The 11,920-nt window shown below is 56.1% G+C and carries 11 protein-coding genes and 1 tRNA gene; 8 read left to right on the top strand and 4 right to left on the bottom strand.

The genetic code is table 11. The features are described 5' to 3' along the window. Positions 1 to 27 precede the first annotated feature (27 nt). The 3 genes from MNODULE_RS07455 to MNODULE_RS07445 are packed head-to-tail and all read right to left on the bottom strand — an operon-like array spanning position 28 to position 2,488. Entirely contained in the window at positions 28 to 117 is a 90-nt protein-coding gene (locus tag MNODULE_RS07455; RefSeq protein ID WP_168058800.1) for an AURKAIP1/COX24 domain-containing protein, read from the bottom strand. 34 nt (positions 118 to 151) lie between these two features. Next, positions 152 to 1,084 carry a universal stress protein gene (locus MNODULE_RS07450; RefSeq protein WP_168058799.1) on the bottom strand — a complete coding sequence of 311 codons (933 nt, stop codon included), beginning with the start codon at positions 1,082 to 1,084 and terminating at the stop codon, positions 152 to 154. A 9-nt stretch (positions 1,085 to 1,093) separates the two neighbouring features. Continuing rightward, positions 1,094 to 2,488, bottom strand: coding sequence for a DASS family sodium-coupled anion symporter (locus tag MNODULE_RS07445; protein ID WP_202882136.1), 1,395 nt, complete (start codon positions 2,486 to 2,488; stop codon positions 1,094 to 1,096). Between the two features lie 378 nt (positions 2,489 to 2,866). Between MNODULE_RS07445 and MNODULE_RS07440 the strand changes: the two genes are divergently transcribed. Beyond that, entirely contained in the window at positions 2,867 to 3,205 is a 339-nt protein-coding gene (locus MNODULE_RS07440) for a hypothetical protein (RefSeq protein WP_168058797.1), read from the top strand. A gap of 1 nt (position 3,206) precedes the next feature. Then, a complete protein-coding gene (nadB, locus tag MNODULE_RS07435; protein ID WP_168058796.1) occupies positions 3,207 to 4,811 on the top strand; it encodes an L-aspartate oxidase in 1,605 nt (534 codons plus the stop codon). Positions 4,812 to 4,819: 8 nt separating this feature from the next. Here nadB and MNODULE_RS07430 read toward each other — a convergent pair whose 3' ends face one another. Next, positions 4,820 to 5,497, bottom strand: coding sequence for a transglycosylase SLT domain-containing protein (locus MNODULE_RS07430; protein ID WP_168058795.1), 678 nt, complete (start codon positions 5,495 to 5,497; stop codon positions 4,820 to 4,822). 135 nt (positions 5,498 to 5,632) lie between these two features. Between MNODULE_RS07430 and clpB the strand changes: the two genes are divergently transcribed. From clpB to rpmI, 6 genes are all read left to right on the top strand, one after another. After that, on the top strand, positions 5,633 to 8,248 hold the full coding sequence (gene clpB / locus MNODULE_RS07425; RefSeq protein WP_168058794.1) for an ATP-dependent chaperone ClpB: 2,616 nt from the start codon (positions 5,633 to 5,635) through the stop codon (positions 8,246 to 8,248). Between the two features lie 76 nt (positions 8,249 to 8,324). Further along, positions 8,325 to 8,906, top strand: coding sequence for a helix-turn-helix domain-containing protein (locus MNODULE_RS07420; RefSeq protein ID WP_168058793.1), 582 nt, complete (start codon positions 8,325 to 8,327; stop codon positions 8,904 to 8,906). Positions 8,907 to 9,023: 117 nt separating this feature from the next. Beyond that, positions 9,024 to 9,098: transfer RNA gene (locus tag MNODULE_RS07415), tRNA-Val, on the top strand. Between the two features lie 118 nt (positions 9,099 to 9,216). Next, positions 9,217 to 11,124 carry a threonine--tRNA ligase gene (gene thrS / locus MNODULE_RS07410; RefSeq protein WP_168058792.1) on the top strand — a complete coding sequence of 636 codons (1,908 nt, stop codon included), beginning with the start codon at positions 9,217 to 9,219 and terminating at the stop codon, positions 11,122 to 11,124. Positions 11,125 to 11,181: 57 nt separating this feature from the next. Further along, on the top strand, positions 11,182 to 11,706 hold the full coding sequence (infC, locus tag MNODULE_RS07405) for a translation initiation factor IF-3 (RefSeq protein WP_168059244.1): 525 nt from the start codon (positions 11,182 to 11,184) through the stop codon (positions 11,704 to 11,706). Further along, positions 11,703 to 11,906, top strand: coding sequence for a 50S ribosomal protein L35 (rpmI, locus tag MNODULE_RS07400; RefSeq protein WP_168058791.1), 204 nt, complete (start codon positions 11,703 to 11,705; stop codon positions 11,904 to 11,906). The genes infC and rpmI overlap by 4 nt, the downstream gene beginning before the upstream one ends. The last annotated feature ends 14 nt before the right edge of the window (positions 11,907 to 11,920 follow it).

Genomic DNA, 11,920 nt, shown 5'->3' with positions numbered 1-11,920 from the left:
CGACAGGTTCGCCGGGTCGGCGAAGATTTATCTCCTGGAATGCCTCGTTCTCTTCCGCAGCTTCCGGTACTTGTGTTTTCGCATCTTCTTTCTTCTCTTTTTCACAACACGCGACATACAGTCTCCTTATTTGATTAAATTGCGGATCTCATCAACCCGCCTGTAGCGGAATTTTTCCTCGCTTTTCCCGGACGATGAGGACCGGACACGCGCCATACTCCATCACCTTCAGAGGAACACTCCCCAGAAAAAACTTTCTCACGGCGGAGCTGCCGCTCGCCCCCATGACGACGATATCATGGTCTTTCGCCTCCGCGATGATCTCTTGCGAAGGAGGACCGACCCGGACCTTCAATTTCGCTTCAATGCCCATCTGCGCCAAGATCATTTCGGCCCGGCGCGCGCTCTGCAGCGCCTCTTCGCGCCGGCTCTCATCCTCCGCCACCGAGAGGACCGTCACCTTCGCCCCCAACACCCGGGCCATCTCGGCCCCCGCAATCTCCGCCTTCTCGGCCAGATCGGAACCGTCGGTGCAGAGAAGGAAGTTATGATCCTGCCGTATGTTCTTCGCGATCAGAACGCTGCAGGCGGCCAGATCGGCGACGCGGAGCGCGGTGCTTCCGACGAAATAACTGCCGATCCCGCGCCCCCCTCCGGAACCGAGAATAATCAGGTCGTAACCGCCGACCTGGGCCTCTTCTAAAATCTGCTCGACCGGATCGCCCTCCCGGAGACGAAGCCGGACGTTTTCGCCGCCGGCCCCGACCAGGTAGAGCTCCGTCGCCCCCTGGACCCCTCCCTCAAAGGCCCGGCTGTGCTTCTCTTTGGACAAGGGAACCTGGGTGAGTCCGACTTCATCCAAGATTTCCCGCGCCCGGGTCAAATAATCGACGCCGGGAATATCGAGGTCCCACGACGACAGCTTCTTACGTGTGGCGGTCAACTGCACCCGCTCCGACGAGGAGATCGGTCTTCGGACGTGCAGCACGCTGACGTCGGCATTCATCCCCTTCGCCAGCCTTCCGCCGAAACGGATCGCCGCTTCCGCCAACTCTTCCCCGTCGGTGCACATTAAAAATTTCATGATCGACCGTCAAATCCCAAGCATCCTCCAGTATCCCGCGCTGATCAACAGGAGGAGAAGGAAAGAGACCAAAACCAATTTCCATCCGGCCTTGAGGAAATCGGTCCGATTCAGATAGCCGCCGCCGTAGATGATGTTGCATGCCGGCGACGCGACCGAGGTCAAATAGACGAACGACGTCGAAATCACCGTGACAAATCCGGCCTGGACGATCGAGGTCCCCGAAAGGCTCGCGATCTGGAGGGTGATCGGGCCGAGCATCCCCACCGTCGCCCCGCTGCTCATGAAGGAGGAGAGGACCACCGTCATCAGACTCATCGCCGCCAGCAGGGGGACACCCTGATGGATGCCGATCGGCTCCACCCAGGTCAGGAACGACTTCGCGATCCACTCCGCCACCCCGGACTGCTTCATCATGATGCCGAGGGAGATCGCCCCGCCGTAGACTAGGATCGTTCCCCAATTGACGTTGTTATTCAGATCCTCCCAGCGCACCACCCCGGCCACCATGAAAAGAAGAACACCGATCAGGGCGGTAATGCCGAGGCCGATTTGATCCGAGATCGTCATCCACATCACCACGGTGATCAAAAAGATGCCGATCGTCACCCAATCCTGCCGGGTCAGTTTCCCCTCTTCCTCTACCTTGGCCCGAAGGGCCGAAATCGCCGGGGAGAGATCCTTCACCTCCGGCGAAAAGGAGCGATAAAGGACATAGGCCACGAACGGAATTTCCAGCAGGATGATCGGATAAGCGGCGACCACCCATTGAAAATAGGTTAAATTCAACCCGAAGAGCTCTTTCCAATAAGCGAGCATGATCGCGTTGCGCGCCCCTCCGGAAGGGGTCCCGATCGCGGCGATCATCGCCCCATACGCGATGGAGAGCATCAGGAGAATCGAAAGATTCTTCACTTTCTTCCGATCGTCCGATGTAAACTTGATCAGGGCGACCCCGACCGGCAACATCATGGCCGACACGGTATGCTCTCCGATGAAAGAAGCAATAACGGCGGAAACGGAAACCAAGCCGAGCACAATCCGCTCGATCCGGGGTCCTGTCAACCGGACGATCGCCAGGGCGATCCGCTTATCGAGGTTCTGCTTGACGATCGCCGCGGCGATCATGAGCGACCCCATGATAAAAAAAACGGAGTCGCTCATAAACGACTGAGCCACGCCGGTCGGTTTTTCAAGCCCCAGGAGGACCTGAGAGACCGCAATAAAGAGGGCGACCCCCGGGAGCGGCACCGGCTCGGTCATGAAGAAGATGAAGGCGACGACCACCAAGGCCAGCGCCTTCATTCCGACCGGCGTCAGGCCCTCCGGAACCGGGATCATCAACATTACAAAACCGACAGCAAGACCGATGAAGATCCATTTCCGTTTCAGGAGTTCCGACACCAATGCCATTCAAATGACCAAGAAACGCAGGAAAATTTTTTTTGTAACAAGAATGGCCGAAAAAGTCAACCGACAAAGATGACTTGACCCCCTTCTCCATCCCACATTATAATCGGACGATTATCAACAATATAGCGAATTCATTACATTGAGAGGAGGAAGACCATTCAGAAGTATCGGCGTTCCCTAATCCAACCCATTCGGACCAAAGATCACCCTGCGCGCGACCGCCGCGATGCGACGTTCGCGCCCGTTCTGCTTGTTCGCCGGGCCGGGTTTTTCCTCTCCCTGCTTTTCTTCTTCCTTGCAGGGTGCGCAACCACCCCGACGCAGCCCTCTCCCGTATCCGAGCAGGTCGACCGGATCCGGCAAGCCGTCGTGAGTATAACAGAATCGTATGAGAAAAAAGATGAAAAAAAGTTCCTCTCGAGCCTCGACCCTTCCTTCAAGTCGCTTCCTTCCTTCAAGGAACAGCTCCTCAGAGACTTGGCGACATTCTCCGAAATGAAGATCGACATGAAGATTGACCGCGTTGAAGTGCGCCAAGAATCGATCTCGACCGCCGTCCATTGGGGAGGGGTCTGGAAGAGGGAACCGGGTGCCCCTCCCCTTGAGAAGAAAGGGCACGCCCTTTTTGTTTGGACCACCGGAGAAACCCCGCTTCTTTTGGAAATCCGGGGCGATCCCCCCTTTGGGATTATCCAAGGAGGGATTTAAAGTGGCCGGACCTTCTAAATCGCCCCCCCCGATCACCACCGATTTCTTAATCATCGGAAGCGGCGTGGCGGGCCTTCGCGCGGCCATTGAAGCGAGCCGATATGGAGAGGTGATCGTTCTCAATAAAGGGTGGGGGAATGAATCGAACTCCGCCTTCGCGCAGGGGGGGATCGCCGCCGCCCTCAGCGAAGAGGGGGAGGAGATCCAGTCCCATATCGAGGACACGATCGACGCCGGGAAGGGGCTCTGCCGCCCGGAAGCGGTCCGGATCTTGGTCGAAGAGGGGCCCCAACGGATCCACGAGCTTATTGCGTGGGGGGCCGAGTTCGACAAAGTGGGCGATCGATATGCCTTCGCCCGGGAGGGGGCGCACCGGCAGAGCCGGATTCTGCGCGCGAAGGGAGACGCCACCGGAAATGAAATCGTCCGGGCGCTCGTCGAGGAAGCCAAGAAGCGGCCGAACATTTCCGTCCGAAACGGCCACTTCACCCTCGATCTCTTCATCACGACGAAAGGCCGAAAACGGGTCTGCGGCGGCGCCTGGGTCCTGGATGAACGGGCGGCGCGGCCGGTGCTCTTCAAATCACGCGCCGTCATTCTGGCCACCGGGGGAGCGGGCCAGGTCTACCGCCGCACCACGAACCCTCCGGTCGCCACCGGAGACGGCCTCGCGATGGCGCTTCGGGCCGGCGTCTCCCTCGAAGACATGGAATTCTTCCAATTCCACCCCACCGCCCTCTCCCTTCCCTCGGCCCCCTGTTTTCTCATCTCCGAGGCGATGCGGGGAGAAGGGGCGGTCCTCCGGGACGCCGACGGAAAGCCGTTCATGGATCGGTATCATCCCGATAAAGAGCTGGCCCCGCGCGATGTCGTCACCCGCGCCATCTGGGATGAAATGCAACATGGGAAAATTCAAAACGTCTTCCTCGATCTGACCCATCTGAAGGCAAGCTTCGTCAAAGAACGCTTTCCGATGATCTATGCGACCTGCCTCCAGTACGGCATCGATATCACGCGTGATCGGATCCCGGTGGCTCCCAGCGCCCACTACCTGATGGGAGGAATTAAAACCGGCCTTTCCGGAGAAACGTCCCTCCCCGGACTCTGGGCGGTGGGGGAAGTGGCCTGCACCGGCGTTCATGGCGCCAATCGACTGGCGAGCAACTCTCTTTTGGAAGGATTGGTCTTCGGCATGCGGGTCGGTCAGGCGGTCGCCCAGACCCCTTGCGCCGCGGAAGGGCCGGAGATCCCGCCGAAGCGCTTCAAACCGGCTTCCGACGACCGATACCTCCTGGTCCAAAAGGAGCTTCGGGAAACGATGTGGAATCACGTCGGAATCATTCGGAGCGAATCCTCTCTCCTGGAGGCGATCGAGAGATGGAAAAGATGGGATTGGGTCTTAAGGAAACCGGCTTTTTCCAGGTTGACATTGGAAACCCGGAATATGCTGATCGCCTCCGCTGCCATGATGGAGGCGGCCTTGAGAAGAAAAGAGAGCATCGGCGCCCACTATCGCGAAGACTTCCCTTCCCCGAAGGAAGGGCCTTCACGGGGCCATATCGACCTGACCCGCGCCTCGTTGAGAAAGCGATTCTCGGAAATCTAAACGATCGGTTATTCGCTGAATTGCTTCAGAGGAAGGTTGGAGTATTTCTCCGGACGGTTGGTATAAACGATCTCTCCGGTGGGTCGCGTCCCTTTGAAGACCGGCAGCCCTTGCGCTTTCTTTCCTAAATAACCTTTGTAGAAACGCAGAACCCGTTCCACATAAATCTGTGTCTCTTCAATCGGGGGGATGCGGCCGTGTTTCAAAACATTCCCCATCCCGGCATGATAAGCGGCCAACGACAGGACCAAATCGTTGTTGAAGGTGCCGAGCAGATATCGAAGGTACCGGATTCCCCCCCGAATATTTTCCTCCGGATCGAACGGATCGCTCAAACGGAGATCGGCCGCGGTCGCGGGCATCAATTGCATCAATCCGAGCGCGCCGGCCGATGAAACCGCAGAGGCATTAAAATCGGACTCCGCCCGAACGACCGCTTTGATCAGGGCCGGCTCCATCCCTTGTTCCCTCGCCTCTTTTTCAATCAAACCGAGGATTTTTTGCCGCTGATCTTTTCCGATATAAGATCTTTTCTTTTGGCCGCCTTGGAGTCTTCGGTATCGGGGATCGGTCGGAACATTCGTAAAATGGACGGTGCCCGACTCATCGACGTACTGGAAGACCTCCATGGAAAAAACCTGGGTGGGAACCAGCAATAAAATCAGTAGAAGAATCCGCAACTTCATCTCGTTCAGCTTGACCTCCGTAGTGTTGAAAAGGGTACCATTCGGCGATCCTTCTGTCAATTCAGGTTGACCTTGAATTGACTCCGGGAGAAGCTTATATTGAAATTAAACGGTTGATTCTACAAGGAGGTTCCGATGCGCTTAGACCGGTTGACGACGAAGGCCCAGGAGGCGTTTCAGGAGGCACAAAAGAAGGCGGAATCGTCTTATCACCAGCAGATCGACGAGGTTCACCTGATACTCGCCCTCATCGAGCAGAAAGAGGGGATCGTTCCGACCCTGTTGAAGAAAATGGGTACTCCCTTAGAGGCGCTCCGGGCCAAGTTGAATGACCGGCTGAAGGCCATTCCCGAAGTCCGCGGTCCCGGATCGGTCGGCCAGGTCTACATCACGCAGAGCCTCGCCTCCCTGGTGGAACGGGCGGAGAAAGAGGCGGAACAGCTGAAAGACGAATACATCAGCACCGAACATCTCTTTTTGGGCCTCCTCGATCCGAAGAGTTCGGTCTACCCGATCCTCTCCTCGTTCGGCGTACAGCGGGACAAGGTTCTCGCCGCCTTGGTGGAAGTCCGCGGATCCCATCGGGTCACCGACCCCAATCCGGAGGAAAAGTATCAGGCGCTGGCGAAATATTCTCGAGATTTAACCGACCTGGCCCTCCGGGGGAAACTCGACCCGGTGATCGGCCGGGACGAAGAGATCCGCCGGGTGATCCAGGTCCTCTCGCGCAGGACAAAAAATAACCCGGTCCTGATCGGAGAGCCCGGTGTCGGAAAAACCGCCATCGTCGAAGGGCTCGCTCAGCGGATCGTCTCGGGGGATGTCCCGGAAAGCCTCAAGAACAAACGGGTCCATGCGCTCGACATGGGGGCCCTCATTGCCGGCGCCAAATTCCGGGGGGAATTCGAAGAGCGCCTGAAGGCGGTCATCAAAGAGGTGGTCGACTCCCAGGGAGAGGTCATCCTCTTCATCGACGAGCTCCACACGCTCGTCGGCGCCGGGGCCGCAGAGGGGGCGATGGATGCCTCCAACATGCTGAAACCGCCGTTGGCGCGCGGCGAGCTTCGGTGCGTCGGGGCGACGACGATCGATGAATACCGCAAGCACATCGAGAAAGACCCCGCCCTGGAGCGACGGTTTCAGCCGATTCTGGTCCAAGAGCCGACGGTCGAGCAGACGATCTCGATCCTGCGCGGCCTGAAGGAAAAGTATGAAGTCCATCACGGCGTACGGATCAAAGATACCGCGCTGGTCGCCGCCGCCGTTTTATCCCATCGGTACCTCACCGATCGCTTCCTGCCCGACAAGGCCATCGACCTGATCGATGAGGCCGCGTCACGGCTGCGGATGGAGATCGATTCGATGCCGACCGAGCTTGATGAGATTTATCGAAGGATCCGGCAACTCGAAATCGAGATGGAAGCGGTCAAAAAAGAAAAAGATCAGGCCTCGAAGGAACGCCTCCAAAAAATCGAGAAAGAGCTCTCCGATCTGAAGGAGGAAGCAAACCAGCTCTCGGCGCACTGGAAAGCCGAGAAGGAGGCGATCCAAAAAATCCGCTCCCTAAAAGAAGAAATCGAGCAGACCCGAATACAAGCGGAGCAGGCCGAACGGACGGGCGATCTCGGCAAAGCGGCGGAGCTTCGCTACGGCAAGCTGATCAGCCTGGAAAAGCAACTGGAGGAGGAGAATCGTCGTCTTCGGGAGACACAGTCTGAAACGAAAATGCTGAAAGAGGAGGTCGATGAGGAGGACATCGCCGAAATTATCTCGAAGTGGACCAACATTCCGGTCTCCCGATTGCTTCAAGGCGAGGTGGAGAAGCTCATCCATATGGAAGCGCGCCTTCACGAACGGCTGGTCGACCAAGAGGAGGCGATCGCCGCGGTCTCGAATGCGATTCGACGTGCAAGGGCGGGGATTTCGGACCCGAACCGCCCGCTCGGCTCCTTCATCTTTTTGGGACCGACCGGGGTCGGTAAAACCGAGCTGGCGCGCGCGCTGGCCGAATTTCTCTTCGATGACGAACAGGCGATGATCCGGATCGATATGTCGGAGTATATGGAGAAACATGCCGTCGCCCGTTTGATCGGAGCCCCTCCGGGTTACGTTGGATACGATGAGGGAGGGCAATTGACCGAAGCGGTCCGGCGAAGGCCTTACGCCGTCATTCTCTTCGATGAGATCGAGAAGGCCCACCCCGACGTCTTCAGCATTCTGCTTCAGGTTCTGGACGATGGACGACTCACCGATGGAAAAGGCCGGACGGTCGATTTCACCAACGCCATTCTGATTATGACCTCGAACATCGGAAGCCAGCAGATCCAGGAGCTGACCGGAAATGAGCGGGAGATGAGAAACGAGGTCCTTCGCATCCTGAGAGCCGCGTTCAAGCCGGAGTTCCTCAACCGGGTCGACGACATCATTATTTTCCATCCGCTTCAGAGGGAACACCTGGAGAAGATCATCGACATTCAATTGAAACGATTGCAAGAGCGCCTCGCTTCAAAAAGGATTACGCTCACCCTCACCCCATCGGCCAAACAATATCTGGCCCGGGAGGGATACGATCCGGTTTTTGGGGCACGGCCGCTGAAGCGGGTCATCCAGCGGGATATCCTCAATGCGCTCTCCGTCAAAATCCTGGAAGGGGCCTTCAAAGAAGGGGATCATATCGAGGTCGACGTCGCGGATGATAAAATTGTATTTCGTACCGTTTCGGAATATGATAAATCTGTTGACAAGAAATAAAGGGCTGTGGTAGACAGGGAGGTCACTTTCGCATCGTTTCAATCCGGCATCCCTCAATCCCCCACGCGGAGCACCCATGGCCCCTGATATTCTCCTCGTCCACAAAGATGAAGCGCTTCTCGCGCTCTTTCAAAAAGAGGTCAGTAAGAACACCACCGTGACCTCTTCCACCACTTCGTTGAAATCCCACGCCAGGAACGGCCATCCCCTCATCATCATTGATACGGAAGGAGATTGGGACCGGGAGATCAAAACACTTGAAAAATTAAGAGGAGAAGGGAAAGAGTTCTATGCCATCATTGCTTCCCCTTCCCTCCTAATGAAAACCCTGAAACAGATTCGTGAGACGGCCCTCAATCTTCACTCCAAAACGCTCAACCAACGGGAGAACCCCCTTGAAAAGTCGAACGGACACGAACCCAATTTGGCCGAGCTCGTGGAGAGGAAATTGGGCGACTTCGTCCGGAAAATCAAAAACTGTGAGGTCAAAAACCTCTACAGCCTGCTCATCCAGGAATTTGAAAAGCCGCTGATTACGCTCGCCCTTAAAGAGACCAATGGAAACCAGATCCAGGCGGCCCTTTTACTGGGGATGAATCGGAATACCCTTCGAAAAAAAATCAAGGAACTCAAAATCACAGTAACGAAGAAGAAATAACCGACGGATCGGCCTCGCTTTCGGTTGGTCTCACGCGGGTTACCTCTCCCAACTGCCCCTTTTCACTTGACAATCTGACCTCGTTTCTATAGGATTAGGTAAAATTTTGTCTCAGATAGGCGCGTAGCTCAGGGGGAGAGCGCTTGCTTGACACGCAAGAGGTCGGCGGTTCAAAACCGCCCGTGCCTACCACTTTCTGGCCTTTCGATTTCACCGCCTCCATTCGAAAGACCGATTCCTTTGCAAATAAAAGGCATCTTTAACAATGCGGATGCCTTTTATTTGTTTTTTATTTTAGAGATGTGTCTCGATGTCTGAAGCAACACTTCGTTTAGAAAACCAAACCGAGAAAAAGGTCCCTCTCGGAACCACCTTTTTTGATCTGGTCAAATCCCTCGGCAAACTCAAAGAGGTGATCGCCGTCCGCGTGAACGGGCAGCCGCGGGACCTTTCTGCAAAAGTCGAGGGAGATGCGGAAATCGACTTTCTGACCTTCGATTCGACGGAGGGGAAAGAGGTCTACCGCCATAGCTCCGCCCATCTGATGGCGCAGGCGGTGAAAGAACTCTTCCCGACGGCGAAGATGACGATCGGCCCCCCTATCGAAGACGGCTTTTATTACGATTTTGATTTCGAGCGGCCCTTTACCCCCGAAGATCTTGAGAAAATCGAAGCAAAGATGGTGGAGATCACCAGACGCGATCTTCAGATTTCCCGCATGGAGCTCTCGAAAGAAGAGGCGGTCCGGCTTTTTGAGGAGCGGGGTGAGTCCTATAAAGTAGAATTGATCCAAGAGATCGAACCGCCGATTTCGGCTTACCGCCAGGGCGATTTCATCGATCTCTGCATGGGTCCGCATCTCCCCTCCACCGGAAAGGTAAAAGCGTTTAAGCTGATCTCCAGCGCCGGCGCCTACTGGCGCGGCAGCGAAAAGAACAAGATGCTCCAGCGGATCTACGGAACGTCATTTGCTAAAAAAGACGCGCTCGACGCCCATCTGAAGAAACTGGAAGAAATCAAAAAACGGGACCATCGGAAGCTCGGCAAAGAGCTCGACCTCTTCTCTTTCTCCGACGAGATCGGCCCCGGATTAGTCCTCTGGCACCCGAAGGGGGCGATCATTCGAAAGACGCTGGAAGATTTCTGGCGCGAGGCCCACGTCAAGTCGGGTTATGAGTTGGTTTATTCGCCCCATATCGCCCGGCTCGATCTCTGGAATCAGAGCGGCCATCTCCAGTTTTACAAAGAGAACATGTACGCGCCGATGGACATCGACGGGATGCCTTTCGAACTCAAGCCGATGAACTGTCCGTTTCACATCATGATCTACAAGTCGCACCTTCGAAGCTACCGGGACCTTCCTTTTCGCTGGGCCGAGTTGGGAACGGTCTACCGATACGAGCGCTCGGGGGTTTTGCACGGACTGCTCCGGGTGCGCGGGTTTACGCAGGATGACGCCCACCTCTTCTGCCGTCCCGACCAGATCGAGTCGGAGATCTTGAAGGTCCTCGACTTCACCACTTTCGTTTTGAAGACGTTTGGCTTTGAGAGCTACGATGTCTATCTCTCGACCCGGCCCGAGAAATATGTCGGAAGCCTTGAGCGGTGGGAGCAAGCGACCGCGGCGCTCGAAAGCGCGTTGAAGCAGAAAGGCCTGGCCTATCAGATCGACCCCGGAGAGGGAGTTTTCTACGGCCCCAAGATCGACATGAAAATCAAAGATGTCCTCGGGCGGTCGTGGCAATGCACCACCATCCAGGTTGATTTTAATCTCCCCGAACGATTCGGCATCACCTATCGCGGGGAAGATGGGAAAGAGCACCAGCCGATCATGATCCACCGGGCCCTGATGGGATCGATCGAACGCTTCTTCGGCATCCTCATCGAACACTATGCAGGGGCCTTTCCGACCTGGCTCTCGCCGGTTCAGGCGAAGATCCTTCCGATTACCGAGCGGCAGCGGGACTATGCGGGGCAGATCCAGCAACGGCTCGGTGAAGCGGGCGTCCGATGCGAGGTCGATGATCGGAACGAGAAAATCGGATTGAAGATCCGCGAAGCCCAATTGATGAAGGTTCCCTATATGTTGGTGGTCGGGGATCGGGAGGCGGCCGATCAGACCGTCGCCGTCCGAAATCGCGCCGGAGAGAGCACGACCATGACGTTGGACGCGTTTGAGAAGAAAATTTTAGAAGAGATCACAACCCGAACCACGTAGGGGCGTATTGCAATACGCCCCTTACGGCGACCAAACGAATAATCTAAGGAGGCTTCTATCGTCGCAAAATTAAGGGTCAATTTAGAAATCCGGGCAAGAGAAGTTCGGGTCATCGGCCCCGAAGGGGAGCAGTTGGGAATCATGTCGTCGCGCGACGCCACCAAGAAGGCGGAGGAGTACGGACTCGATTTGGTTGAAGTCGCTCCCACCTCCGCGCCCCCTGTCTGCCGGATCATGGACTTCGGCAAGTACAAGTATGAGCAGAGCAAAAAAGAGCATGCCGCAAAACTCAACCAAAAAGGAACCCACGTCAAGGAGGTGAAATTCAGACTCTTCACGGGGGAGCATGATCTTGACTTCAAAATAAAACATGCCAGAGACTTCCTCTCCTCGGGCAACAAGGTGAAGACCACACTGATGTTTCGGGGAAGGGAAATGGCTTATCAGCAAAAAGGACGGGAGATCATGGCCCAGATCTTACAGCAACTCCAGGATGTGGGGGCGCCTGAAAATCCCCCGAGGATGGAGGGGAACAGTATGGTGATGCTCTTGATCCCCAAATTAACAAAGGAGAGTAAATGAGAACCAAATTGAAGACACATCGGGGCGCAGCGAAACGTTTTAAGATCACCGGGACCGGCAAAATTATGCGGAAGCAGGCGGGAAAGCGACACCTGCTCACCCATAAAGAGGCCAAGCGGAAGCGGGGTCTGGGAGGGGATGCTCCCGTTCACCCCGGAGAGGTCTCCGCGATCGCGCGACTGCTCCCGTACGGAAATTAGTTTCACTTAGAAAA

The organism is Candidatus Manganitrophus noduliformans (assembly GCF_012184425.1).
GTDB classification, from domain to species: domain Bacteria; phylum Nitrospirota; class Nitrospiria; order SBBL01; family Manganitrophaceae; genus Manganitrophus; species Manganitrophus noduliformans.
The sequence above is the reverse complement of the archived record's forward strand: the minus strand, read 5'-3'. Positions and strand labels throughout refer to the sequence as shown.

Bases quoted from the DNA above. Each gene is read 5' to 3' on its own strand.
- MNODULE_RS07455 (WP_168058800.1), bottom strand. From the start codon at position 117: ATGTCGCGTGTTGTGAAAAAGAGAAGAAAGAAGATGCGAAAACACAAG.
- MNODULE_RS07450 (WP_168058799.1), bottom strand. From the start codon at position 1,084: ATGAAATTTTTAATGTGCACCGACGGGGAAGAGTTGGCGGAAGCGGCG.
- MNODULE_RS07430 (WP_168058795.1), bottom strand. From the start codon at position 5,497: ATGAAGTTGCGGATTCTTCTACTGATTTTATTGCTGGTTCCCACCCAG.
- clpB (WP_168058794.1), top strand. From the start codon at position 5,633: ATGCGCTTAGACCGGTTGACGACGAAGGCCCAGGAGGCGTTTCAGGAG.
- MNODULE_RS07420 (WP_168058793.1), top strand. From the start codon at position 8,325: ATGGCCCCTGATATTCTCCTCGTCCACAAAGATGAAGCGCTTCTCGCG.
- thrS (WP_168058792.1), top strand. From the start codon at position 9,217: ATGTCTGAAGCAACACTTCGTTTAGAAAACCAAACCGAGAAAAAGGTC.
- rpmI (WP_168058791.1), top strand. From the start codon at position 11,703: ATGAGAACCAAATTGAAGACACATCGGGGCGCAGCGAAACGTTTTAAG.